Source organism: Bacillus cereus group sp. MYBK95-2 (genome assembly GCF_051915225.1).
Lineage (GTDB): Bacteria > Bacillota > Bacilli > Bacillales > Bacillaceae_G > Bacillus_A > Bacillus_A cereus.
Genome location: NZ_JBQAEH010000010.1, coordinates 35,639 through 60,691 on the forward strand (window position 1 = coordinate 35,639; position 25,053 = coordinate 60,691).

The following is a 25,053-nucleotide window of genomic DNA, read 5'->3' on the forward strand; positions in this document are numbered from 1 at the left end:
TCTTCCCAAAATAGGAAAACACCTTTTTACTCATTTATTCTTATTTAGAAAAATGCTAACGATAAAACCAAGACACATGCCTACAATAGCTGGAACAATCCACCCAACACCTTCTGTATAAAACGGGATGTATTTTAATGCTGACGTCCACTGATTCATCATTACATTTTTATTTAAAATGTCAATTGCACTAAATATCGCTACAACCAAAACAGTTACTGCATATACGTATGCATACTTTCCAATATACTGATGGAATAACCCTAGAATAATAAGCGTTAACGCAATTGGATAAATAAATCCAAGAATTGGTACTGATACTTTTAAAATTTGCGTTAACCCTAAATTAGCTAAAATCATACTAACAACGCTTACTATAAATGCCCACAATTTATAAGATACTTTCGGAAATGCACTCGCAAAAAATTGACTACAAGACGTAACAAGTCCAATTGAAACACATAAACACGCGATAGTAAAAATAAGACCTAATAAAACGACTCCGCCCTGTCCAAATAATGTAATCATAACTTGTGCTAACACTTTCGCACCGTTATCAAATGTTCCTAATGAGCCACTAATTGCCCCCACATATCCAAGGATGACATAAATAATAGATAATAATAGTCCTGCCCCAATTCCAGCAATACTCATATATTTCGCTAAACCTTTATCATCTTCAATACCCTTTGCACGTAATGCATTTGCAATAACAATTCCAAAGATTAAAGCAGCTAACGCATCCATTGTTAAATATCCATCTAAAAACCCTTGAAACATAGGAGCTTGGCCATAGTTCCCTATTGGTTCTTTCATATCTCCTACTGTTGTAAACATACTCTTTATAAAAATGAGTGCAATCATACATAATAATAACGGCGTCAAGACTTTTCCAAACAACCCCATTAATTTAGATGGGGATAAACTTAACCAGTAAACAATACTAAAGAAAATAACTGTGTAAAACAATAATAATCCGTTTCCTGCTTCAGGGAATAACTGACCTGGCCCCATTTCAAAAGCTAAACTTCCCGCACGGGGTATACCAAGCCCAGGTCCAATAAATACATACACGATACATGGAAAAATAATTACAAATGAAGAATGAACCCTACCCGCTAACGTTTGAAAACTTCCTGCTTTTGCAATAGAGATAACACCTAATATAGGAAGACCTGTTGCTGATATAATAAACCCTACTAATGAAATCCAAACATGTTCTCCTGCCTCATACCCAAGGAAAGGTGGAAATATCAGATTCCCTGCTCCAAAGAACATAGAGAATAACATAAGGCTAATAAGTAAAATTTCTTTTTTCTGTAACAATTTCATTTCTTTCTCCTTCTTTAATTTCATCTTTTATGAAATCAATTTCACATATAAAAAAGTACAATAACCCGCTTCCTTACAAAGAAAACATAGTCCATAGTCTATCACAAAAGAAACACCCATTCTATAGCTATTACTCTTTTCCAATTTCTTCTGAAAAATCAACCTTTATTGACTTATAATAGTTAATAAAGTAAAATATTAAATGTACAAAATTATTAACTTTGTTTTTGTTTGTGTCAGGAGGAAAATAACATGGAATCAGCGATACAACTAGAAAGAGAACAACAAAGAAAAAAGAAACATCCTCCAGGTTTATACTTACTCTTCTTTACAGAAATGTGGGAAAGATTTAGTTACTATGGATTACGAGGATTATTAACATTATATTTAACGACAGCTTTAGTAAGCGGTGGTCTTGGGTTTAGTCCCGCATGGGCACTCTCTATTTACGGATTTTATACTGGGGCCTGTTATTTCACACCAATGATTGGTGGATACTTAACAGACCGTTTTCTAGGTAGACGAAAAGCAATCACAATTGGTGGTATAACAATGGCAATCGGTAACCTTATACTATTTGCCTTGCAAAACCAATTAGGCCTATACCTCGGATTAGCGCTTATTATTATCGGTAACGGATTCTTCAAACCGAACATCTCTACACTGGTTGGGGAATTATACGAAGAGAACGATCCAAAACGTGATAGTGCATTTACCATTTTCTATATGGGTATTAACGTCGGTTCATTTTTAGCTCCACTCGTTTGCGGATTTTTATCAGAAAATTTATTCAAAACAACAGTTGATGGCGTTGTACATTACGGATTCCGTTACGGTTTCTTAGCCGCTTCAATCGGAATGATCATTGGACAAATTTTATTTACAACACTATCAAATCGCTTCCTTGGTAATATCGGTAAAAAACCAACTCGCGATTTACAAACAGCTGCTGGACAACCATCAGTAGGAGATACACCGTTAACAAAAAAAGAAAAACAACGTACCGCAGTTATCGTCATTTTAACATGCTTCGTTGTCTTCTTCTGGGCTGGCTTTGAACAAGCTGGTAGCTCATTAACATTATATACAAACAAATTTGTAGACCGCTCTGTGTTCGGATGGGAAGTTCCAACATCTTGGTTCCAATCGGTCAATCCATTATTTATTATTTTGCTTGCTCCAGTCATTTCTGCATTATGGGCAAAACTTGCAACTCGCAAGCAGGGTGATTTAAAAATCCCAACTAAAATGGGACTTGGTATGATCTTGCTCGGTATCGGTTATATCATTCTCGTTATCGCTACATTAAAAACAGGTAGTGATGAACATAACATTACAGAAAAAGCAAACTTACTGTTTATCGTCTTTACGTATCTTTTCCATACGTTAGGTGAGCTATTCTTATCACCTGTCGGACTATCAATGGTTAGTGCGCTTGCTCCGGTAAAATTAGCATCTTTACTAATGGGTGTATGGCTAGCAAGTTCAGGTATCGCCAACATTTTAGGCGGACAACTTGCAAGCTTCACAACTTCACTTGGATACGCTGAAGTATTCACAGTTATTGGCGCTGTGGCAATTGTACTAGGTTGTGTTTTATTATTAATTTCTAAGAAATTAGTGAAATGGATGGATTAAAAAAGATGAGGAATTTCTCCTCATCTTTTTTTATGCTGTTTTCCCTTGTTCTATTGCTTGTTCGTACAGCTCTTTATGTTCTTTATATTCACTTGGTACGAAACTCTTATAGAAGAATGAGAACCAGCTGTCTCCCTTTTTATACCCTTCTTCTCGAATTTCCGCTGCTTTTTTATTCGATTTAAATCCTTCAGTAAACCATTTCTTTAACAATTCATTTCTTTCATACTTAGCAGGAACTTTTAAATCATAGTTTTCAAATGCATACTTATAGCCAGCTTTTTCTACTGCCTTTTTTGTAGATTTATAGCCTTTTTCATACGCTGTTTCATATGCCTTCACGTATACTTCTTTCTCTCTATTTCCAGGATTCTTTTCAGCTAGTTCTTTCCCTGTCTTTTCCCCTAACTCAGCTTGCTCTTTTTCAATTTTTTCTGTTCTTTCTTTATTCCCTACTTTGAATCCGTCTGCAAAGTTTACCTTAAACTCTGAAGCAACTTGACTATCGTCCATCGTCTCTTGTGCTAAACCTTGTTCTTTTCCTTTTTCAAAATGCGTTTTCTTCTGCTCTTCTAAAGACCATACGGCTGCATAAGTCGCTTTAAACGCTTGTTTATATGCATCAGATTTTCCAGCTACATGCACTTCTGCATCATTTTTTCCTGCTTTAAAATCAGTTTCTCCATTCTTTTGCCCTTCAAGTTGACCTTTTTCCATATCAGCTTGGCGCTGCGCTTCCTCTTGCTTACGTGCCTCTTCAGCTTTTCTTTGTTCCTCGGCTACACGTTGTCTCTCTTCTTCAGCTTTACGCTGTGCTTCTGCATTACGTTGTTTTTCCGCCTCAGCGTTGCGTTGCGCTTCTGCAGCACGTTGTTTTTCCGCCTCGGTATTGCGCTGTGCTTCTGCTTGTCTCTCAGCTTCTACAGCACTATTATTATTCTGGCTAGGAGCTGGGCTCGTTGCGCCACTACTAGAAGCTGGTTTATTGTGATAATGATATTCCCCGTACTGTAATCCCCATTTCTCACAATTTGTACGACACGTATGTCCGCCATTAGCATCTGTACGCCCTGGATGTGCATAAGCTGAAATTGGAGCTACCAATAATGCTATACTCGTTGTGAAAAGAAGTTTCTTCACCTGTTGTCTCACTCTTGTTCCTCCCAAAATATAGAATCCTAATTTTATTATACATAAATAGAATAATATTTGAATACAAACCGAAATATTCTATTATTTCTCAACATTAGTAAAAAAGAAGGTGAACTCTTTAAAGAGTTCACCTTCTTTTTTACTTCTTCGCCTTCGTTCCTACTAAATCACCAGCAACAACATAACGCTTAGAATTATCCTTTACAGATACACATGTAATAAGCGTTATCTCATCTTTCCCATGATCCTCTACAACTTCCCACTTATCAGGAGTCACTTCAGATACACCAGTAACCGCATACTCATATTCATTTTCATTGTCATACAAATAAATTTTATCGCCTTTTTTCAAAGAAGCTATATCACTAAATAAAACACCTTTTTTAGACATGTTATGTCCTGCTAATGCGTAATTTCCTTTTCCCATAACTTGATTCTCTTTTACTGTCGCTGCACCTGATAATAAGTTTTTTTCAGTAGAAGCTTTTAAAACAGGCAGTTCTACTGAAACACTTGGAATCGAAATACGACCAATTACTTGTTTCTTATCTAATGATGCATTCGCTACTTCCGCCAAGTCTGGTTGATTAATTTTGGAAGCATCTACAAATTCCGTCTCATGCTTTTCATAATCCATCTTTTGAACAGCCTGCACATTTTCAGTCTGTTTCTTTTCAGCCTGATATCCATCATAAAATGGCTTTCCAATTAATACGCCACCTACAACAAATAGCAGAATTGCTACTATACTATAAATTCTTTGCTTATTCATACACAGTTCCTTTCCCTTACAAAATCTTACTCTATATAAAATGATAAAATAATATCGCTATATGTACAAGTATTAGCTTAAAAAGAAACCTTCTTGCCAGTGCAAGAAGGTTTCTTTTTAAGCTAATTTATTTCTGTATAGTGATACGTGAAATACTGTCATTTGAATAAAGAAAATAGAAAATAGAATATATAATGGGTATCCAGGAAGATATTCATTAATAATAGGCGAAAAAGTTAAAAATCCAACTGCACAAGGTAACACAAACCATAACGATACAAATGTTGTTCGACAAGCTTTATCCGTAATCGCTTTTTCACGTTCATCTTCTAGCGGAAATAATAATGGATACATCCAAAAAGATAAATTCTTATATTTTTTCTTTTGAATTCTATAAAAAATTGTAACTATAATTGCTCCAATAAATAATAAAATGAATGGTACTCCATTAAACCATACTTCAAATGGGAATTTCTCGTTTTTAATTATATCGGCTAACTCTGTAATGACACTATAAAATTCAACAAATGTCCAGCATGCTAAAGCAGTATAAAGCACGTTTATGATATAAGAAAAAACAATTCTATTCATCCTCTTCCCCCTCCTTATTTAAAACAAACACGTCTTCCATCTTTAACTGGAACACATCACAAATCGTAAGTGCTAATAACAAAGAAGGAACGTAATCCCCTTTTTCAATTGCAGCAATTGTTTGTCTCGTTACTCCAACCTTTTCTGCTAATACACTTTGCGTAAAGTTAAAACGAGCTCTTAATTCTTTTACTCTGTTTAAAATGGTCAAATTTACCACCTCTCACCATTATTGTATGCTATCCTTAACAAAATGTAAACTCAACTTAACATTATTATTATAAAAAAATCCAACTCTACGTATTGTAAAGTTGGATTACGTTTTAGTTTAAAATTGTAACTTTAACAATTTTTCTTCCCCATTGACTAGAAGACCCTTTATCAGGCATTAACACATCAATTCTGTTACCTTTAATCGCTCCACCAGTATCTGCTGCAATTGCGACTCCATACCCTTCAACATTTACAGTTTTGCCTAATGGAATAACTTTTGGATCTACAGCAATTAATTTCATTCCTGGGTTTGCAGTTAGATTATAACCTTTACCACCTGGTCCCCATGCAGAAAATACTTGTTGACCTGGCGCATAACCATTTTCTCCTGGATCAGCTGTATAAGCTGTAGCTTCTACATAAATTTCTTTCCCACCAGCAGTTGGCTTAGAAGATGGTTCAGGTTGTGCAGGTTTTGTAGGTTCTACCTTCGAATTATTATTAACAACTGGTTCAGCTGGTTTATTAGCTTTTTCCTGCTTTTGCTTTTCAGCAATTTCTGCTTGTGCTTTCGCTAAAGCTTCTTGCTCTGCTTTTGCAGCCGCTTCTGCTTTTGCACGCTCTTCCGCTGCGATTCTTGCTGCTTCTTGTTCACGAGCAATCGTTTCTTGTACTGCCTTCATATTTGATTCAATTTTAGCTTTCTCTTCCGCTGCTAAATTAAGTTGGCTTGCAACTTCATTATATTTAGCTTGAACTGTTTGCAAGTTATCTTGACGTTTTTTCAGGTTATCTTGCAGTTCAGCTTGCGCTTTTGCTAATTTTTGTTTATCTACTACTAAAGATGCTTCTTTTTCGTCAATTGTTTTCTTGTCCTCTTCAATTTGACGAAGATCTTGTTCTTGTAGACGTAAAATTTCTTTATCAGCTTCTAGAATAGTAGAAACTGCGTTCATACGTTGTAAGAAGTCTGCAAAGTTTTTTGACTCTACTACAACTTCTACTACTAAACTTGTATTTGAACTGTTCTGAACAGAAACCATACGTTTTCTCATAATATCTTTACGAGCAAGGACTTTATCCTCTAAAACGATAATTTCTTCCTTTTTTTGTTCAATCTGCTTATGTGTTTCATCAATTTTACGTTGAATAGCAGCTTGATCCTCTTTATTTTTTGCAATTGTATTATTTAAATTATGTAGTTCGTTTTCGATACCTTTAATTTCTTTACTAACAGCTTGCTTTTCTTGCTCTTTCTTTTGCATTTCTGCATCGTTTTGTTGCAATTGCTGTTGCATGTTGTTAAGTTTCTCGTCGTTTGACTCTGCTTTAACAGCGACTGTACTAGAAAGACCGATAATTCCTGCTAATACTAGACAGCTGATTCGCTTAAAATAGTTCATAATCCGACTCCCTTCTTATACAGTTATACATGATTTATTTTACAGTTTGTTTACAAAACGATTAAATACAGTTTATTTTTCGTGACGAAAAAAAGAGAATTATGAATAAAATGTAATAGATTCTTAAATATTTAACAATTCCTATATTTAAAAAATACAAAAGATGCTAAAATCCAAATATAGAGAAAATATAACTTTCGAAGGCGGTTGAAATAAATACATGTTTACTCAAAAAAAATCACTCCAACATACAATTTCTCAATTAGAAGAGCGTATACAAGAATTAGAATTAGAATTAAAACAAAAAGATATTGAAAAACAAGAGACTATTTCTACTATCCACGATCGTGTACAAAGCGTTGTCCAAGAGCATCAACTTGTAAATAACCAACACAATACACTTCAAAGCTTAGTTCAACAATTAAGTTCATGTTTCGAAAATGTTTCAACACGTACGACACATTCCAATGAGTTAAATAATGAAATGTTACAAAAGGAACAAAGCTTAATTCAGTCTATTGCAGAAATTATTGACTGCTCTAATGAAGGAAAAGAATCCGTTCACCGCTTACTTATTGTAATTAATAAATTAGGTGAACAATCTCAACGCACGTCTAATAGTATGAATCATCTAAGCGAACGCTCAAAGGAAATCGAGCAAATTGTAGAAGTCATTCAAAACATTGCAGCACAAACAAATTTACTTGCTTTAAATGCGAGTATTGAAGCCGCGCGTGCTGGAGAGCATGGTAAGGGATTCGCTGTCGTTGCCAATGAAGTAAGAAAACTAGCGGAAAGTACAGCAGAAAGTACAAAAAACATCGGCAACTTAACGAAAAAAATTCAGGAAGAAATTGAAAAAGCATATGATAACACAAAAGATAATTTACATTTAGTTGATGAAGGTGTAGAAATGAGCGCCGATACAAATGCTAGAATTGAAAATATTTTAGTTATGATTCAAACGTTACAAAATGGTGCTACAAATGTTATTAAGGCTATCGAAAACCAAAAGTCTTGTAATGATGACATATTACGAGAATTCGCTAACACGCAACAAATGTTCCAAAAATTAAATACTACTATTATGAATCATATTCATGATGCTGAAAAAGTCGATGTTCAATTGTCTAAAAGTCTTCAAGAAACAGTAACTTCTTAATTAAAAATAAAAATCCCTTATACTGCTATAAGGGATTTTTATTTTATTTCGAATATTTATTTCTTTTCAATATTCATCCATATCTTTGTTATAATGGAAAAGTTGTTTCTTTCAACTAATAAACAAGGAGGTTATTATGGAACAATTTTACTACGTTTTAAAATATTTAATTCTCGGTCTGTTCCAAGGACTAACAGAACCAATTCCGATTTCTTCAAGTGGTCATCTCGTTTTAGCACAACATTTGCTAGGACTAAAAATAGAAGGGTTTAGCTTCGAACTACTTGTTAATTCAGCTTCATTATTAGCTGTATTACTTATTTATAGAAATGATTTAATTCGTCTAACGAAGAATGGTCTCTCTTATATATTTACAAGAGCAGAAGACGCAAAATCAGATTTCTTCTTTATTATTTATCTTGTTATTGCAACCATTCCAGCAGGTGTTATTGGTGTTTTATTTAAAGATTACATCGATCAGTACTTAAAAGGTGTGAAGATGGTTGGGATTTCCCTTCTTATTACTGCTGTCGGCCTTTGGATTATTAGAAATTTACGCGGTCGTAAAAATGATGGCGACCTTTCTATGAAAGATGCAATCATCGTCGGATTAGCACAAGCTTGCGCACTGATTCCCGGAATAAGCCGATCTGGTGCCACAATCGTAGCAGCAATGTTACTTGGTATGAAGCAAGAAACAGCACTTCGCTTCTCATTCTTACTATACATTCCTGTTAGCTTAGGTGGCTTATTGTTAAGCATTACAGACATTGCAAATGATCCAAATCTAGACACATTATTCGTACCATATGTCGTTGCATTCATCGCAACATTTATCATGACGTATATTTCACTAAAATGGTTTATGAACATTATGGCAAAAGGAAATTTAAAATATTTCTCTTTCTATTGTATTATCGTAGGTGTACTTACTCTTATTTTCTTATAAAGTAAAACTTACAAATTGAAAGCGAGTCATCTAGTGTAATAGAATGACTCGCTTTTTTATACCTCTATTAAGTTAAAATCTATTATTTACTCATAATTTTCTGAATAGTATAATATTATTTAAGTTTACTATTACAGTAATTCTATCTTTCCTACTATTATCGTAAAAGAGGTGTTTATATGTTTATAGTTACTAAACTCATTCACATTAAGTACGAATATGAAAATGAGCTACTTTATGGGCTTAAACAATATTATCCTTCCCCTGGAACGAACGGTTGTATTAACATAGAGTTTTCACATGTTCATCGTACAAATGATAAGGCAGAATATATGATTCGTCTGTTATGGAAAACACAACAAGATTACCATACATGGCTTTCTCAAAGAGAAGGCCATGTAACTTTGAAGCACAAAATACAAGGCTATATACTTTCTTCCAAATCAAATGCTACCTATGTGCATTAACCCTTCTCTTTTTATTCCTTACGAGGGGCAAAATGATAAAGTGAAACTTTAATCAGCCCTCATCAATCGGGCTGTTCACAAATAACAAGATAAGGACCCTCTTACTTTTCATACTGTAAAAGGGCTTCTCTTATGCATACACTTTCTTCTCTTGACAATACAAACGAATAACATGTTTATTTTGTTGAAATACATCATGCGTCAGACGAATAATAATAAAGTTTCTTTTTGTTTGATCATCATGAACAAAAATCTGTTCTCCCTCCTGAAAACGCCATGCACTTTCAAAAGTCGTAATATGATCCCCACTTACAGAAAAAAGTTCATATCGCATCTCTTGTACCCTCTCTCAACTTACATAATCATAATATCCTCATATTAAATTTATTATAACTTAATTCCTATAAAATTAGTAATTATTTCTATTTCGAAAGATTTTAACTTTGTATTTAAATATTTTTAGCGCTATAATGATAAACGAATTTTCATTGAAAGGAGTTTTACTTTGACTGCATATTTATTTCCAGTAAAAACAGCATTTATTTTATTCCCCTTTTTAGCAATGTTTCTTTTAATCCCTTTTTTAATATTTAATTATCGAAAATACGGTTATTTAAATAAATGGCGCTCATTTATTTTATACTCATTATTACTTTACTTATTAAATGCCTATTTTCTTGTTATTTTGCCGTTACCACAAACGTTTGATACTTGTAGCCTACAACCAGCTAATACACAACACATGCAACTCTCACCATTTTATTTCATACAAGAGATTAGTAGTCATACATCGGCAGTTTTAACGAAACCAGCTACTTATTTCTACTTATTAAAAGAGTCTGCGTTTTTACAAGTTGCATTTAATGTTCTATTAACTGTTCCATTCGGTATTTACTTACGTTATTATTTCCGACGTAGTTTCTTACAAACAATTTGCATTTCCTTTTTCCTTTCACTATTTTTCGAGCTAACACAAGTGACTGGATTATACGGTATATACAATTGTGCATACCGATTATTTGATATCGATGATTTGTTTTTAAATACATTAGGTGGCGTAATTGGTTTTATCATTGCACCAATATTTACGTACTTCCTTCCGAAGACAAACGAGTTAGATAGTCATATTGATTTGGAAACGAAACCAGTCGGATTCATTCGTCGCCTTATCGCGATGCAAATTGATTGGATTTTCTTATCTATCGTCGTACCTGTCGTTAAAAACAAAGGAAATTCTTTCTTCGTTTCTAATATGCAATCTTACACGAATATGTATGAACTCATTTTCATTACGTGTTCAATCCTTATTTATTTTATTCTTATTCCATACTTTACAAATGGAAAAACAATTGGGAAAGCATTGCTTCGCATTCATCTGAAAGGAAAATCAGATCGTATTACATTAAAAGAACTATTTATTCGCTACGGTATATTTTATTTTGCGTTAGGCGGAATCAATTATATTCTTTCTAGTAGCTCTATGTTAAATCATACAGAACCTTTAGTATTACTCGTTACATTGTTATTCCTATTTATCATTAACGGCCTATTCATTATTCATGTTTTACTGCATGTATTTAGCCGTGATAAACTACTATTTTATGAACATATTAGTCATACAAGAAATGCAATTACACTAAAAAAAGCTGACAAATAATTATTTGTCAGCTTTTTTATATACATAATGTGAAAATTTAATCAGTGGGGGTCTTACTGCCCGGCAAATAGCGGGATAAATAACTTTTCTGCATAAGGATTAAAAAACATTCCAAGTTCATCTAGAGACTTCCTCGCCTGTAAAAACGAATGAAACTCTGGATATATATCTTGTAATTGCTCATACGATAATGTATGCATTTTCCCCCAATGCGGACGCCCTTCATACTTCAGAAAAATTTTTTCCACTTCGCCAAAGTAAGCAGCATATTTCATACCTTTATACATATGAACAGCGATATACGCTGAATCTCTTCCATAGGCTGGACTAAGCCATATATCATCACCTTTCACATAGCGGCATTCGATCGGGAAGTGCACCTTATACTTTTTCTTTTCAATAAGATTTGAGATTTCTTCTACAACCGTCCTCATATACTTTGAAGGAATGCTATACTCCATTTCATAAAATGGTACCGTACGTGATGTAGCAAATACTTCATAGCTCGGGCCAATTATTTTTGTGTTTGGTACAGCTTTAGCTGATAATCGACTCACTCCTTTACTTATAGAAGGAAACCATTTACACCCTTTAGATAGTAAAGAGAACATCCTATTTTCAAGTAACTCCACCTTTAATTTATGCCATTTCAAATCACTGCCTGTATTCGTTGTTTCGTTCGTAAGTTTTACTTGTACTTCATCAGAATAAGGAAAAACGAAAAATTCAAAATGACGATGCTTCTTATATTCTTCTAGTTTGTTCATTACAGTGGATAATGACTGTTTTTCACTTTCATAAACGAGTGAATACGCTGGAATAACCTTTAATTTTATCTTTACAATGATACCTAACATTCCAAGTGACAACTGAAACGCTCTCCAATATTCTACGTTCTCAGTTTCCGAACAAACTATACTCTCACCATTAGATAAAACTGCCGTAATCTCTATAACTTGTGTTGATAAACTCCCAAAGGTAATACCCGTTCCATGAGTCCCCGTACTAATCGCTCCTGCAATAGATTGTGAATCAATATCCCCTAAATTTTCTTGCGCATAGCCTTTTTCCTCAAGTAACTTCCCTAAATCATATAACTTTGTTCCTGCCCATACTTCAGCAACCATCTTCTCTGCATCAATATTCACAATACCCTTCAATTCATCTAAAGAAACTAAAACTTCTTCCGTTTGCACAAGGGGGGTAAACGAGTGTCCTGAACCGACAACACGAATTTTCTTTCCCTTTTTTCGCGCAAGCCCCACAACTTCTACTACATCTTGTATACTTTCTGGATACATCGTATAATGCGGCGTTCCTTCTACATTCCCTGTCCAATTTCTCCACTTTTTCCCCTTTATAGAAAGCATTGGCCATCCCCCCGATATGTTGAATACTCCCCAACAATCTCTCCTTTTTTAACACGATACAAAAAAGGAAAGCGCTCACATAATTCACCAGCCTTACTATGACGAAACAAAATGGACTCTCCTATATCCACTCGTTCCTCGCCGCTATAAAAAATTGGCGTTTGTACCTCGCCAGCACCTTCTAAAGCTAATAGTTTTGCACCCTTCGGTCTCCAAACTTCAGGCTCTTTATCTTTTCCAACTGCTCCTGAAGCAATATATCCACCACCTAGGCAAGTGTAAATAAACTGGACTGGTTTACGCACAACTGGTAATGCAAATCCGACCGCTGGATAAAATTTCACCTCTTTATAATAATCAAACAGCTTCGGAGAATAAAAAGCAGAACCTACTGTAATCTCTGAAACTGAATTATCTTTCTCAGTTGTTTTTATACTTCCTGTTCCGCCTCCATTTACAAACCTTAGCTCAATACCAATGTTTTGTATTGCTTTTACAATATGTTCTCTTCTTTTTTTCACTTCTAGCACTGATTTCTGCTTTAAATACGAAATTACTTTACTTTTCAACCATTGATTCGGTATATGATCTCCCACCCCAGCAATTTGAGCTTCATAACCCATTACACCATCTAACATTAAATATGATGACCTTCTCACCTTTTCTACTACTTTCAACGCATCCTGCACATTTTTTACTGGGGATCTTTGTACACCAAAATGAAATTGAAAGAAACGACTACTCATATCAATATCCAAACAAACACGAAAACATCCTTTAGATTTCTCAGCAATGTTTTCTAAATACACAATATGCTCTTCACAATCCACCATACAAGTTATAATGAAACCTTTCTTTGTTAGCAAACTAATTTCATACAGAGCTCTTTCATCGTAAGCAGGATATCCAAGCAATAAATCATTAAATCCTTGTTCTATTAAAAATAAAATCTCTCTAGGTGAAAAGCACATAACACCTTGAAATCGATCATTTGCAGCTAAAATCTTTTGCATAATTGGAACAGAGCGTAACGATTTACTCGCTATACGAATCTTCTTATTTCCACTTAACTCTATAATCGATTGAATATTTCTATCTAAAGCCATTTCATCCAAAAATGCACACGGTAATGGAACTTCTTTAAAAATTCCTCGATCCACATTTTTCTCTCCTCTTCTCAATATGTCTTATACATATTGGAAAGAAAGTGTGATTTTCCTGTTTGCAAATAAAAAAAGTTTCTTCTTTACGAAGAAACTTTTTGAAACTACTTCATAGAAATAGTCGCCTCTACTGGATAATGATCAGAGTAATCATTATACGTATATTTTTGGAACCATGATGTAACAGTCCATTGTGGAGATTTCGGCTGTAACACCTTATTCTCTATATATGATGGGTTCGCATGGTCTTTACTTGCAATAATATAATCTAAATACTCAGCAGGACTATCAGGGAAATTATATTTTGCAATACTGTTTGTCGTTGCGTCCCAAGTCGCTGTATGTCCAGTATAAGATGGTACAGAAGCGTTCAATGTTTTAAACATAGATGCATACTCTGAATCATTCTTGTTCTCTGCATTAATTTTATTTACGTTCATATCACCACCAATTAACACATATTCATTATTTGGTATATTTTTATTTTTAATAAAGTCTTGAATTTCTTTTAATTGGTCTGTACGTACAGATGCAGGTGAAGTTTTTCCGCACATACTATCTTCCGCTTGCAAATGCGTACCAATCACGTGAACGAAGCGATCATTTTTCTTAATTTTCGTGTATACAAATCCTTTATTAGATAAATTATCTGGCCCGCATCCTTTTGCAAATACATATTGAATCTTTTCAGCGATTGGCCATTTGCTCACAATCGCAACGCCACCATCTTCAGGAGTTGAAGATGAATAGTTTCCCAACGTTTTATCCCATTCACTTCCACTACTACGACCTAATACTGCTGTTTGATTTGGATATTCTTTCTTCAAATTCCCTAATAAACGATCTGAAGCGCTATTATCAAACACTTCATTTAATATAACTACATCTTGATTCTTTATATAATCTGCCGCCCCGATTAAATCAGCACGCTCAGTTTGTCCCCAGTTCGGATATAAGTTTGTTGATAGCATATATACATTATGCGTCATCACTTTTAATGTATCATTTTGATTTGTAGATACTTCTGCTTGAGCTGACGTTCCGCTATATAAAGCTCCTAAACCAACACCTAAGCTAAGTACACCTTTTAGCAATTTACCTTTCACGTTTCATACCTCCATGTATTGTATAGTGATAAAAAGGCCAAATACTCTATTCTGAGATTTGACCTTTTTTAAATACTTAACGATTTCCGTACGTATCAAACCAAAGCTGAATATATCCAGCAGTAACACGTTGTGCATCCATTAAACGCTTACCTGTCATTGGTGTAACTTCAGCGCGCCATTTATCTGCATATTCTTGTGATACAGCAGCTCTCACGAACCAATCTTTCGTATTATCATTTACAATGCCAGCGTAATCTTGTTTCGCAACTACTGCCGCTCCATGAATCCAATCTTCTGGATTCGTACCTTTCCAGTTCCAATATCCATTTCCATCCGTTACTTTATAATTATCTTTTATCGTATCTACAAAGTTTTCATATTTAGAATGGAATCCTTGTGGATAAGAAAGGTTCGTAAAGTTTGCCGCATGCATCGGTTGGTTTACATCCCCTAAATAATGAAGAGATAATCCTAAATAGAAGAACGCTTGTTTCATATCTTTATTTTTATAAGACTCACCAGCTAATTTAAAATATTTAGCTCCTGTTTCCTTTGCTTGCTTTGCATACGGAATATAAGTTTTCCCATTGTCAGGGTCATAGAAATGTGAAGCAAATGTGCTATTATCATAATAAGGATTTTCATAGTCAGCAGCATAAATACCGTTCTCTAACTCCGTACGCCATTCATTTAATAGTGCAACTCGATCTTGTTTTACAAGTGTTGTATTACGAGACATAATATCAATTGCACGGTTTACAATCCATAAATGAGAATTCACGCCTTCTTTATGTTTATCTTCAGCAGACCAGCGCGGAATAACTCCAAATCTCTGTCCCCCATCATTTTCATGAGCAAATGCAACACTTTGTAATGGAGCAACTAATGTAATAGCTGCCGCTAAAGCAAGTACTTTCTTTTTCATATAAAATCCTCCATTTTATAATTGAATTATTGTAAACATTTTGTTAGGATCCTATGATGTCGTCCGGTTAACCTATGACTAGAATATCCCACCTTTCACGAAATTTCTATCACTAAATTAAAATATGCAAATGTTCATATCATTATAACTTTATACACAGTGAATATAATGAATGAATACACTTTCATTTTAATAAACTATTATTAAGGCTTGTCTAAACTAATGTAAAAAAAGAGTAAAGCATACACATGCTTTACTCTTTTTTTCTATTCGATAATATACTTGGCAATTGTACATTAACTGCCAACTTATGTATAAATCCAAACACTAATCCGATCCCTATAAATATGTATAATATCGTAAATATCTTTCCGAAGTCAGTTTTGGGACTAAATTGTCCATCACCGACAGTAGTCAGCGTCATAACGCTAAAATATAAAGCATCCAGAGGACGTAACCCCTCCACTGTACTATAAAAGATTGTACCAGATATTAATGTCAAAATTGTTAATACGAATAACACTTGAAATTCTTTATCTTTCCATGCTCGCAAACAAGCTTTTAGCATCCGTTTCAATGTCAACATAAATGAAAGCATTAGACTTCCCCTTCCAAACAAAATACCTTTAGTTACAGGAAAGTCTATCACCTTTCAGTATAGAAAAAAAGTAGCCCTCTTCTATTTCTAGAAAAGGGCTACTCTATTCGATTCTATCTTATTTAGGTGAAACAAGAATTTTCACTTGTGTTTTATCTTTTACAAGTGCTTCAAATCCTTCTTCAACAACTTGATCCACTGTAATTTTTTTCGTAATTAATTTCTCTGCTTGAATTTGACCGGAGCTAATCAATTTAATAACAGCTGGGAAGATGTGACGGTATCCTAAAATACCAATAACTTCTTTTTCTTTTAATACTAAGTTATTTGGAGTAATTGTTGCGTCTTTTTCCCATACACTAACAATTACAGTTTGTCCTTCGAAGCTTGTACTTTCAATCGCTTGGCGTAGTACAACTTCAACACCTGTTACTTCAAAGCTAACATTTACACCTAAACCATTTGTTAAGTTACGAATTTCAGCTAACACATCTTGAGTTGCTGGATTTAATACATAATCCGCACCTGCTAATTTCGCTAACTCTTGACGTTCTTTAGAAAGTTCAACTGCAATAACAGGAGTTGCTCCTGCTGCTTTAGCTGCTTGGATAACAAGAAGTCCAATTGGACCGCAACCAAATACCGCTACAGCTTCCCCTTCTTTTAATTTACTTTGACGTACTGCATGAACTGCTACTGCTGCTGGTTCTACAAGCGCACCTTGTTCATACGTCATTTCATCTGGAATGTGATGAACCATATCTTCTGGTACTACTGTATATTCAGAGAAACCGCCGCCTTCTCCGCCAAGACCGTGGAAAACAAGTTGTTCACAAACATTGTAATGTCCATGTTTACAAGCTTCACATTTACCACAAGAATAAATTGGCTCTACAACAACGCGGTCTCCCACTTTATGAGATGTAACTCCTTCACCAATCTCTATTACCTCACCACTAAACTCATGACCTAAAATAACAGGTGCTTTCACATGTGTTAATGGATGTTCTTCTGTTGGAATAAAAATAGGCCCTGCTAAATATTCATGCAAGTCTGTCCCACAAATACCACACCATTTAACTTTGATTTTCACTGTTCCTGGTTTTACTGTTGGTTCTGGTACTTCTTCTACTCGTACATCACGTTGATTATGCCAAAGTAGTGCTTTCATTTTATACATCCCTCTCTATGTATATACTTAACCTGGTGAAGTTTACAATTCTATTATAATACTTCTATCCATATATTTCAAAAAAACAATCACATCCCCACTAATTTTTTACAAATAACGTTCAATATTTTGTCACTTTGTACTTTTTTCCACATCTGTTAATTCAATTTCATTGCAGGTGAAATTAGCATTGTGCCATAATAGCATAGGAGAGGTGAATATCGCTTGAAATATTTTATTTACTTTATCGTTATCGTGGCATTTTTAGATACATTTTCACAATTACCTATTATGAGTACTTTCGCTCAAAGCCTTGGAGGAACTCCTCTTATTATCGGGCTAGTTGTCGGTATGTACTCATTCGCTAATATGATCGGTAATATTATTGCTGGAGCCGCTGTCGATAAATTTGGTGCAAAAAAAATCCTTTATATAAGCATGGGAATTACGAGTTTCATAGTCTTGTTATACACCGTTGTTCAAAGTGGTGAACAACTATTAGTTGTGCGCTTTATGCATGGATTTAGTGATGGCTTTTTAATTCCTGCTGCCTTTACATTTTTATCAAAACAAACAAATGCAAAAAGACAAGGAAAAGCAATGGCTCTATCTGGTGCTGCTGTTGGAACAGCCGCAATCGTAGGACCTGCTTTCAGCGGTATTATGAAAGCAACAGCTGGCGTAGAGTGGGTCTTCATTACTATTTCTATTTTAATGGCTCTTGGTACGATCGTATCTCTATTCTTCTTACCAAATAACGTATCAAGAAAAGATACATCAAGAACGCAAATGATGAACAAAGAAGATATGGTTGAACTTTTAAAATCAGAACCGTTATTACAAGCATATATTGGTGCTTTCACATTAATGTTTTCACAAGGAATTGTCACTTATATGTTACCAGTAAAAGTTGAGGCATTAGCGCTTAAAGCATCTACAACAGGCATGATGTTAAGTGTATTTGGTATAACTGCTATCCTCTTCTTCTTGCTTCCAACAAATCGTATTTATGATCGATTTAATCGTTCGAAACTAATGCTAATCGGAATTGCAGTTATGGCATTCGCATTATCTTTACTTGGATTATTTGCTACAAAAGGTATGCTCTTTATCGTAATGATGATTTATGGAATTGGATTCGCAATCCTCTTTCCGTCTATTAACGCTTTACTTGTTGAAAATACTACAGACGATAATCGCGGAAAGGCATTCGGATTATTTTATGCCTTCTTCTCATTAGGAGTTGTTGCTGGCTCCTTTACAGTCGGCGCAATCGGAGCATCACCTAGCATCAGCTTCATTATCGGGACAGCATTTTTATTAACATTTGCTGGGATGATTTATGTAAGAAGCAAAGTAAAAAAGAGAATGATGGGATAATCCATCGTTGTCTTTTTTAAAATGCATATTTATATAATCCATAATACAATGGAAGCGTTGGAATAATGCCAATTAATTTAAATATAAAAGGTAATGGCTCATCTCGCTCTTCATATAAACGAAAAATAAAAACTGCAGTTAAAGTCCAACTGACGCTAAACAAGAAGATACATTTCCAAACAATCGAGGTTAATATTTGTATATCAAATACAAAACCAAAGAGCCCTATCGAATAGAACTCTTTTTGCCCAATATATTACTTTTGTGTATAACCAAATAACAATGTAAATAAATTGAGCCGTAAAGGCAATAATACATCTCTTCTTTTAAACAGAAAGTTTATAAATACTGACGATACTTCGACAATTTCCTCGGAAATATTTCCTTTCCCCGCATAATTTGATACAGTACACATGAATAAACACTTGTATTACATAAAGTGAAACTTTAATCAGTGGGGGTTTTGTTCCTCCCCACTGATTATTAGTTGAACCAATCGGGCTTTTACGGGCAGTTGATCTCCCAACTAACTTCTTTATTTCCACTGAATTTTGAGGTGGGGATCTTACTGACCGTTAATGCGGGATAAACTAAAATAATAACTTACTGTACAAATTAAAAAGCACACTCTTCATATGAAGAATGTGCTTTTATGTTATTAACGTTTAATCCAAACAGCGCCTGCCGATTTATCTTCTGCCTGTCCAACAACTTGGAATTTAAGTCCAAGGTTTGGAACTTTTCTTCCTGCGTCTGCAATTTGCTTGTTACTATATACTTTTGAATCATCAAAAGTTGTAACACCTTGTAATCCAGAATAGTTAAACTGACCACGTGTTAATGAATTTACACTCCATGCTGGTGTTTTATCAAATGAAAATGCTGCATCTGCAATTTGCATGCCTGTATTACCGTATGCTGGTTTTCCGTTTAAATTACCAACTAGCGCTTCTGGATGAGAATCTACAACACCAAGGAATCCTTCACCTGGATGCACCCCAACCCAGTTATCTTTGAAACTATCATCTGCATACCAAACGACAAGACCTGTATTATACACTGGACCTTTTCCTGCTTTTAAACCATTATCTGATCCCGCATAATTTCTCCACTCTAAGTAGTAATAATGAGCTTTCTTCTCTGTCCCATCAGAAACAACAAAACCATTTAAATTCATTTTAGACTGTCCTTCTGCATCATCAGAAAATACAACTTGTCCATCAACAGTTACATTTACATTGTCCATCGCAAAACCTTTATATGTTACAGCCGGATCTGTAATATAGTCGAATTGTAGTTTCACTTTTTTGCCTTTAAATTGACTTAAATCATATGATTTATCAATCCATTTCCCATCTGTTGTATCTTTATCTCCTTGGACTACTTTTTCCCCAAGTCTATCAATTAATGTTTTCGTTCCATCTTCTGTTACTACATGTACTTCGACGAAATCGCACTCTGCTTCTAACTCATAATTTGCTTTATAATCGAATTTTGCATTTGTTCCCTTTGTTAAATCAAAGAATGGTGTCTCTAACGTTGTATGCATATCATCGCCTCTTGTACTATAATATGCATGCTTTCCAAACTCCGGTTTAATCGTTTCAACACTTTTACCTGGTAAGTTAACACGTACAACGCCTGGACGATTTGATTTCGTAACACTTTGATCAATATAGGTAGGAACTCCCACACCACTCTTAATTTTATCGTAATCTACTTCTAATATTTTTGCCCAGTTGCCACCCATATTCTTTTGTAAGAAGTCTTTATTTTGTGGTGAAAAACTAGTCGGCTCTGTTCCTGCGATTTTCCCTGTCCAACTACCTCCACTCATTAATGACCAAGCTTCGACTGGTGAACCATTTCCAGTATATTTCGTGTCATATTCATCTGGTAATCCAAGATCATGTCCAAATTCATGTGCAAACACACCTACAGCTCCATCTTCTGGTTCAATTGTGTAATCATGTGCTGCTACTTTACCACCAAAGTAATCTACCTTTGATTTCGTACCTTCAATCGCTACTGGATCTACTGCTAATTTTGAACGATGTGACCAGATCGCATCATCACCTAATTTACCGCCACCAGCTTCTTGACCAACACCAGCATGGATTACCATTAAATGATCAATTACACCGTCAGGTTCATTTTGATTCCCGTCCCCGTTTGTATCATATCTATCAAATTGATCAAACTGAGATAAATCTAGTCCTTTCTCAGCAGCTGCATGCAAAGCTTCTTTCACTAAATCACGTGCACCCTTTGGACCTTTATTATCGTGACCGCTGCTACCATCAGCTCCATAATCAGATGCTTTTCCTGGAACAGTTAGCCACTCCGTTACATATCCATCTGTCGTATAACTACCACCAGACTGCTCTTCATAGTATTGTTTAAACGTTTTTACTTTTGAACCATCAAATAAAGTATACGGCTCATTACCGAACAACATCTTTTGATAATGTTCTCTACTAAAGTCTTTCGAATACATATAACCTGGTGTTTGATCAATATTATTATGTTTATAATCACTAAATTCAACGAGTAACACTAATACTTTATCCGATCGAACAGATCCCTTATATGGAGCTTGCTTTGCTTTTGAAGTTGGAACTTGCCCATTCAATTGCTTTTTATTTGGTTCTGGCTTTTGCTCAAGGCTAACATTTTTTTCAGCCTTTTTTACATTTTCCTTTTCTTCCATCTTTTTCTCTTTTACTTTTTTTGTGAAATCAGATGTTTCTTGTGAGTGAGCATCTGGAAGAATTTCTTTATTCGCCTGATCTCCTTGTTTCTTTTCAATATATTGCTCAACAGCTTTTTTCGTCTCTTCTTTAGAAGATGCTGGATTAATTGTTCCTCTTTCTTTCAGAGCTTCCGCTAAACGATCTTCTTGAATTAAATTGTAATCAATTGGTGTTGTAGATACACTATCTTTCTCTTTTGCTACCGTTTCTGCATATGCTAACGGAGCACTCATTACAGATGTACATCCGATAATTGCCGCAATTGCTAATGATGACAACACTTTAAATGGTGCTTTTCTTCTCATTCCATTTCTCCCCTTTATAAAACTTAAAATTCAGATAAATCGGTGCATTTTTGTCCAAATCTCTGTTTACTACCCTCCCTATATAAAAAGACATAATTCTATAAACATTAAGCTTTTTGTTATAGAATCATGCCCTCCAGTTTTCTGGTCAGACCCTCTATCTTTTTATCCCTTGGTTCAATTAATAATCAGTGGGGGGATGAACAAAGCCCCCACTGATTAAAGTTTCACTTTATGTCGAAATATTAAAAATAAAGAGTTATGTGATATATATTAAATATCTTATATAACAAATTTAAAAGACAATATGCAAAATTGCATGAAAATTCTTTTAAATAAAAAAAGAATCCTAGTCAATTAAACTAGGATTCTTGCTTTTCTATTATTTCTCTTGTGTTTTTTCCCAATCAGCTAAGAATTTCTCAATTCCTTGATCTGTTAATGGGTGCTTCACTAATGAAGCAATTACGTTTGCTGGGATTGTTGCAATATGTGCACCGTTTAATGCTGCGTCAGTTACGTGAACGCTGTGACGTACAGATGCTGCGATGATTTCTGTTTCGATACCATGAATTGCAAAGATTTCTGCGATTTGACGAATTAAATCCATACCGTTATGACCGATATCATCTAAACGACCTAAGAATGGTGAAACGTACGTTGCACCAGCACGAGCAGCAAGTAATGCTTGAACTGCTGAGAATACTAATGTAACGTTTGTACGAATTCCTAAATCAGAGAACGCTTTTACTGCTTTTAAACCTTCTGTTGTCATTGGAACTTTTACAACAACGTTTGGAGCAATCTTCGCTAATTCTTTTCCTTCTTCAATCATTTTATCAGCTTCTAAGCTAATTACTTCTGCACTTACAGGTCCTTCTACAACGTTGCAAATTTCACGAATGCGCTCGTGGAAATCTACGCCTTCTTTTGCTACAAGTGATGGATTTGTCGTTACTCCAGCTAATACGCCTAATTCATTTGCCTCTTTAATTTCGTTAATGTTTGCTGTATCAATAAAGAATTTCATTTGTTGTTCTTCCTTCCTAATTTTCATTTTATATTTATTTATTTTTCTTAATAAGCTCTAATTCAATCGGAATAGATTTGTCCACTTTTTTACCTTGTGTTATCTCTTTTGCTGTTTGCATCGCCTTCTCTCCGATTAATTCTGGTTTTTGAGCGACTGTTGCAGCCATACGCCCATCGTTAACCGCTTTCACAGCATCTTCTGTTGCATCAAATCCAACAACTACTACATCTGTTTTTCCAGCAGACTTCAATGCTTCAAGTGCACCTAATGCCATCTCGTCGTTATGAGCAAACACGGCTTTAATATCGCTATTTGCTTGCAAAATGTTTTCCATAACAGATAATCCTTTCGCTCTATCAAAATCAGCCGCTTGTTTGGCAACTACTTTTAAAGACTTATCGGCTACGTTATGGAATCCTTTCCCACGTTCACGAGCAGCAGACGATCCAGGGATTCCTTCTAACTCAGCAACGTTTGCTCCTTCGCCGACTAATTCACGAATGTAATCACTAGCCATTTGACCACCTTCGATATTATTAGATGCAATGTGAGAAACAACCTTACCTGAATTCGCAACGCGGTCTACTGTAATAACAGGAACATTTGCTGCGTTTGCTGCACTTACTGCTGAAGCAACAGCATCTGAATCGGTCGGATTAATAACAACTACATCGACACCCTTTTGAATTAAATCTTCAACATCGTTCGTTTGCTTTGCTGCATCATTTTGCGCATCAACAGCAATCAATTCGATGCCACTATCTTTCGCTTTCTTTTCTGCCCCCTTTTTCAAAGTTACAAAGAAGGGATTATTTAAAGTTGAAACAGAGAATCCAACTTTAATAGTTTTATTTCGACCTTTATCGCTAGAATCCTTTGCCCATTCTGGCGGTTCCATTGAACAACCAGCAGTAATGACCATAATACATGCAACGAGTATAAGTAACCATTTCTTCATGAACTGTCCCTCCATTACGCTTCTTTTCTACGATCAATTAATACAGCTAATAAGATTACAAGTCCTTTTACAACTTGTTGGAAGAAAGAAGATACACCTAATAAATTTAAACCGTTATTTAGTACACCGATAATAAGTACACCGATGAATGTACCAACAATCCATCCTCTTCCCCCAGAAAGACTTGTTCCACCTAATACAACTGCTGCAATTGCATCTAATTCATAAGAAGTACCTGCAGTCGGCTGTGCAGAATCTAATCGTGATGTTAAGACAATACCTGCAAGCGCTGCCAAAATTCCGGAAAGACCGTAAATCATTACTTTAATTCTCGTAACATTAATACCTGATAGTGCTGCTGCTTCTTCATTTCCACCAATTGCAAATGTACGGCGACCAAATGTCGTTTTCTTCAAAATGAAGTACAGTACTGCGAAAGCGATCATCATTGTAACAGCGGGTACCGGAATACCAAGAAAATAACCGCGGCCAAACATTTGGAACATTAAATGATCACCAAGACCAGTGATCGGACGTCCGTCCATATAAACAAGCGTCAACCCACGAAAAATAGTCATTGTTGCTAAAGTTGCAATAAATGGAGCTACTTTTCCTTTCGCAATGATGATACCGTTTACAATTCCCATTACAAGACCTGCTAATAGTCCAACTACCATTGCAAGGAACGGATCCATGCCACTTGCCATCATTCCAGCAACAAGTGCACTTGATAATGCTAAGATAGAACCTACCGATAAGTCAATACCCCCTGTTAAAATTACGAAGGTCATTCCAAATGCAATAAGCGCATTAATCGATACTTGACGCAGTATATTAAATAAATTTGGAATTTCAATGAACGCTGGATTTAAAGCTGTAATTACGACGATAATTAATACTAAACCGATTAAAGAACCGAGTTGTTGTAATACATTCCCCTTCTTAGCCATCC

23 protein-coding genes and 1 pseudogene are annotated in these 25,053 nt (G+C 35.0%); 6 read left to right on the forward strand and 18 right to left on the reverse strand.

All coding sequences use genetic code 11. The features are described from left to right. Positions 1-30 precede the first annotated feature (30 nt). On the reverse strand, positions 31-1,332 hold the full coding sequence (gene brnQ1, locus ACTFN4_RS25045; protein WP_257115860.1) for a branched-chain amino acid transport system II carrier protein BrnQ1: 1,302 nt from the start codon (positions 1,330-1,332) through the stop codon (positions 31-33). Positions 1,333-1,584: 252 nt separating this feature from the next. Between brnQ1 and ACTFN4_RS25050 the strand changes: the two genes are divergently transcribed. Further along, positions 1,585-2,970: a peptide MFS transporter gene (locus tag ACTFN4_RS25050; protein WP_000443138.1), complete on the forward strand. Its 1,386-nt coding sequence runs from the start codon at positions 1,585-1,587 to the stop codon at positions 2,968-2,970. Between the two features lie 30 nt (positions 2,971-3,000). On the opposite strand, the gene ACTFN4_RS25055 is transcribed toward ACTFN4_RS25050, so the two are convergent. The 5 genes from ACTFN4_RS25055 to ACTFN4_RS25075 all read right to left on the reverse strand — a co-directional run bounded on the left by ACTFN4_RS25055 (position 3,001) and on the right by ACTFN4_RS25075 (position 7,101). Continuing rightward, positions 3,001-4,122, reverse strand: a complete 1,122-nt coding sequence (locus ACTFN4_RS25055) for a YHYH domain-containing protein (protein ID WP_001249799.1) — start codon at positions 4,120-4,122, stop codon at positions 3,001-3,003. Positions 4,123-4,261: 139 nt separating this feature from the next. Continuing rightward, a complete protein-coding gene (locus ACTFN4_RS25060) occupies positions 4,262-4,894 on the reverse strand; it encodes a class A sortase (RefSeq protein WP_001041724.1) in 633 nt (210 codons plus the stop codon). Between the two features lie 117 nt (positions 4,895-5,011). Continuing rightward, entirely contained in the window at positions 5,012-5,485 is a 474-nt protein-coding gene (locus tag ACTFN4_RS25065; protein WP_001080043.1) for a hypothetical protein, read from the reverse strand. After that, entirely contained in the window at positions 5,478-5,696 is a 219-nt protein-coding gene (locus tag ACTFN4_RS25070) for a helix-turn-helix transcriptional regulator (protein ID WP_000154019.1), read from the reverse strand. The genes ACTFN4_RS25065 and ACTFN4_RS25070 overlap by 8 nt, the downstream gene beginning before the upstream one ends. A 112-nt stretch (positions 5,697-5,808) precedes the next feature. Further along, complete coding sequence (locus tag ACTFN4_RS25075; protein WP_439962947.1) at positions 5,809-7,101, reverse strand: 3D domain-containing protein; 1,293 nt, start codon at positions 7,099-7,101, stop codon at positions 5,809-5,811. A 484-nt stretch (positions 7,102-7,585) separates the two neighbouring features. Here ACTFN4_RS25075 and ACTFN4_RS25080 point away from each other — a divergent pair, with 484 nt between their 5' ends. The 3 genes from ACTFN4_RS25080 (at position 7,586) to ACTFN4_RS25090 (ending at position 9,679) form a co-directional block, all read left to right on the forward strand. Then, positions 7,586-8,263, forward strand: coding sequence for a methyl-accepting chemotaxis protein (locus ACTFN4_RS25080; protein WP_000939456.1), 678 nt, complete (start codon positions 7,586-7,588; stop codon positions 8,261-8,263). A gap of 136 nt (positions 8,264-8,399) precedes the next feature. Next, positions 8,400-9,212 (forward strand): undecaprenyl-diphosphate phosphatase, encoded by an 813-nt coding sequence (locus tag ACTFN4_RS25085; protein WP_000434794.1) that lies wholly within the window; start codon positions 8,400-8,402, stop codon positions 9,210-9,212. Positions 9,213-9,391: 179 nt separating this feature from the next. Beyond that, a complete protein-coding gene (locus ACTFN4_RS25090; RefSeq protein WP_000471238.1) occupies positions 9,392-9,679 on the forward strand; it encodes a hypothetical protein in 288 nt (95 codons plus the stop codon). Between the two features lie 130 nt (positions 9,680-9,809). Here the strand turns inward: ACTFN4_RS25090 and ACTFN4_RS25095 are convergent, their stop codons facing one another. Then, positions 9,810-10,013 (reverse strand): hypothetical protein, encoded by a 204-nt coding sequence (locus ACTFN4_RS25095; protein ID WP_001268332.1) that lies wholly within the window; start codon positions 10,011-10,013, stop codon positions 9,810-9,812. Positions 10,014-10,184: 171 nt separating this feature from the next. Here ACTFN4_RS25095 and ACTFN4_RS25100 point away from each other — a divergent pair, with 171 nt between their 5' ends. Continuing rightward, positions 10,185-11,336, forward strand: a complete 1,152-nt coding sequence (locus tag ACTFN4_RS25100; RefSeq protein ID WP_000128025.1) for a VanZ family protein — start codon at positions 10,185-10,187, stop codon at positions 11,334-11,336. 53 nt (positions 11,337-11,389) lie between these two features. On the opposite strand, the gene ACTFN4_RS25105 is transcribed toward ACTFN4_RS25100, so the two are convergent. From ACTFN4_RS25105 to bdhA, 6 genes are all read right to left on the reverse strand, one after another. Further along, entirely contained in the window at positions 11,390-12,706 is a 1,317-nt protein-coding gene (locus tag ACTFN4_RS25105) for a D-arabinono-1,4-lactone oxidase (protein ID WP_000948912.1), read from the reverse strand. Continuing rightward, on the reverse strand, positions 12,694-13,866 hold the full coding sequence (locus ACTFN4_RS25110) for an amino acid deaminase/aldolase (RefSeq protein ID WP_025687254.1): 1,173 nt from the start codon (positions 13,864-13,866) through the stop codon (positions 12,694-12,696). Before ACTFN4_RS25110 ends, ACTFN4_RS25105 begins: the two co-directional genes overlap by 13 nt. 107 nt (positions 13,867-13,973) lie before the next feature. Beyond that, positions 13,974-14,975, reverse strand: coding sequence for a sphingomyelinase C (gene sph, locus ACTFN4_RS25115; RefSeq protein ID WP_025687255.1), 1,002 nt, complete (start codon positions 14,973-14,975; stop codon positions 13,974-13,976). Between the two features lie 76 nt (positions 14,976-15,051). Further along, positions 15,052-15,903 carry a phospholipase CerA gene (gene cerA, locus ACTFN4_RS25120; protein WP_000730997.1) on the reverse strand — a complete coding sequence of 284 codons (852 nt, stop codon included), beginning with the start codon at positions 15,901-15,903 and terminating at the stop codon, positions 15,052-15,054. A gap of 253 nt (positions 15,904-16,156) precedes the next feature. Beyond that, the gene (locus tag ACTFN4_RS25125; protein WP_000948241.1) at positions 16,157-16,501 is read right to left on the reverse strand and encodes a potassium channel family protein; all 345 of its coding nucleotides are present in this window, start codon (positions 16,499-16,501) and stop codon (positions 16,157-16,159) included. 118 nt (positions 16,502-16,619) lie between these two features. After that, on the reverse strand, positions 16,620-17,672 hold the full coding sequence (gene bdhA / locus ACTFN4_RS25130) for a (R,R)-butanediol dehydrogenase (protein WP_000645827.1): 1,053 nt from the start codon (positions 17,670-17,672) through the stop codon (positions 16,620-16,622). A 225-nt stretch (positions 17,673-17,897) separates the two neighbouring features. Here bdhA and ACTFN4_RS25135 point away from each other — a divergent pair, with 225 nt between their 5' ends. Beyond that, positions 17,898-19,052 (forward strand): MFS transporter, encoded by a 1,155-nt coding sequence (locus tag ACTFN4_RS25135; protein WP_439962948.1) that lies wholly within the window; start codon positions 17,898-17,900, stop codon positions 19,050-19,052. A gap of 16 nt (positions 19,053-19,068) precedes the next feature. Here ACTFN4_RS25135 and ACTFN4_RS25140 read toward each other — a convergent pair. The 5 genes and pseudogenes from ACTFN4_RS25140 to ACTFN4_RS25160 all read right to left on the reverse strand — a co-directional run. After that, positions 19,069-19,281 (reverse strand): annotated as a pseudogene (locus tag ACTFN4_RS25140) (hypothetical protein); the annotation flags it as partial. A gap of 429 nt (positions 19,282-19,710) precedes the next feature. Continuing rightward, the gene (gene inhA2 / locus ACTFN4_RS25145) at positions 19,711-22,110 is read right to left on the reverse strand and encodes a M6 family metalloprotease immune inhibitor InhA2 (RefSeq protein ID WP_001252987.1); all 2,400 of its coding nucleotides are present in this window, start codon (positions 22,108-22,110) and stop codon (positions 19,711-19,713) included. Between the two features lie 382 nt (positions 22,111-22,492). Next, positions 22,493-23,140 carry a fructose-6-phosphate aldolase gene (fsa, locus tag ACTFN4_RS25150; protein ID WP_000667670.1) on the reverse strand — a complete coding sequence of 216 codons (648 nt, stop codon included), beginning with the start codon at positions 23,138-23,140 and terminating at the stop codon, positions 22,493-22,495. Between the two features lie 34 nt (positions 23,141-23,174). Further along, the gene (gene rbsB / locus ACTFN4_RS25155) at positions 23,175-24,101 is read right to left on the reverse strand and encodes a ribose ABC transporter substrate-binding protein RbsB (protein WP_000758976.1); all 927 of its coding nucleotides are present in this window, start codon (positions 24,099-24,101) and stop codon (positions 23,175-23,177) included. A gap of 14 nt (positions 24,102-24,115) precedes the next feature. After that, the gene (locus tag ACTFN4_RS25160) at positions 24,116-25,051 is read right to left on the reverse strand and encodes an ABC transporter permease subunit (protein ID WP_001074646.1); all 936 of its coding nucleotides are present in this window, start codon (positions 25,049-25,051) and stop codon (positions 24,116-24,118) included. Positions 25,052-25,053 lie beyond the last annotated feature (2 nt).

Bases quoted from the DNA above. Each gene is read 5' to 3' on its own strand.
- brnQ1 (WP_257115860.1), bottom strand. From the start codon at position 1,332: ATGAAATTGTTACAGAAAAAAGAAATTTTACTTATTAGCCTTATGTTA.
- ACTFN4_RS25050 (WP_000443138.1), top strand. From the start codon at position 1,585: ATGGAATCAGCGATACAACTAGAAAGAGAACAACAAAGAAAAAAGAAA.
- ACTFN4_RS25060 (WP_001041724.1), bottom strand. From the start codon at position 4,894: ATGAATAAGCAAAGAATTTATAGTATAGTAGCAATTCTGCTATTTGTT.
- ACTFN4_RS25065 (WP_001080043.1), bottom strand. From the start codon at position 5,485: ATGAATAGAATTGTTTTTTCTTATATCATAAACGTGCTTTATACTGCT.
- ACTFN4_RS25075 (WP_439962947.1), bottom strand. From the start codon at position 7,101: ATGAACTATTTTAAGCGAATCAGCTGTCTAGTATTAGCAGGAATTATC.
- ACTFN4_RS25080 (WP_000939456.1), top strand. From the start codon at position 7,586: ATGTTACAAAAGGAACAAAGCTTAATTCAGTCTATTGCAGAAATTATT.
- ACTFN4_RS25085 (WP_000434794.1), top strand. From the start codon at position 8,400: ATGGAACAATTTTACTACGTTTTAAAATATTTAATTCTCGGTCTGTTC.
- ACTFN4_RS25090 (WP_000471238.1), top strand. From the start codon at position 9,392: ATGTTTATAGTTACTAAACTCATTCACATTAAGTACGAATATGAAAAT.
- ACTFN4_RS25095 (WP_001268332.1), bottom strand. From the start codon at position 10,013: ATGCGATATGAACTTTTTTCTGTAAGTGGGGATCATATTACGACTTTT.
- ACTFN4_RS25105 (WP_000948912.1), bottom strand. From the start codon at position 12,706: ATGCTTTCTATAAAGGGGAAAAAGTGGAGAAATTGGACAGGGAATGTA.
- cerA (WP_000730997.1), bottom strand. From the start codon at position 15,903: ATGAAAAAGAAAGTACTTGCTTTAGCGGCAGCTATTACATTAGTTGCT.
- ACTFN4_RS25125 (WP_000948241.1), bottom strand. From the start codon at position 16,501: ATGCTTTCATTTATGTTGACATTGAAACGGATGCTAAAAGCTTGTTTG.
- bdhA (WP_000645827.1), bottom strand. From the start codon at position 17,672: ATGAAAGCACTACTTTGGCATAATCAACGTGATGTACGAGTAGAAGAA.
- inhA2 (WP_001252987.1), bottom strand. From the start codon at position 22,110: ATGAGAAGAAAAGCACCATTTAAAGTGTTGTCATCATTAGCAATTGCG.
- fsa (WP_000667670.1), bottom strand. From the start codon at position 23,140: ATGAAATTCTTTATTGATACAGCAAACATTAACGAAATTAAAGAGGCA.
- rbsB (WP_000758976.1), bottom strand. From the start codon at position 24,101: ATGAAGAAATGGTTACTTATACTCGTTGCATGTATTATGGTCATTACT.
- ACTFN4_RS25160 (WP_001074646.1), bottom strand. From the start codon at position 25,051: ATGGCTAAGAAGGGGAATGTATTACAACAACTCGGTTCTTTAATCGGT.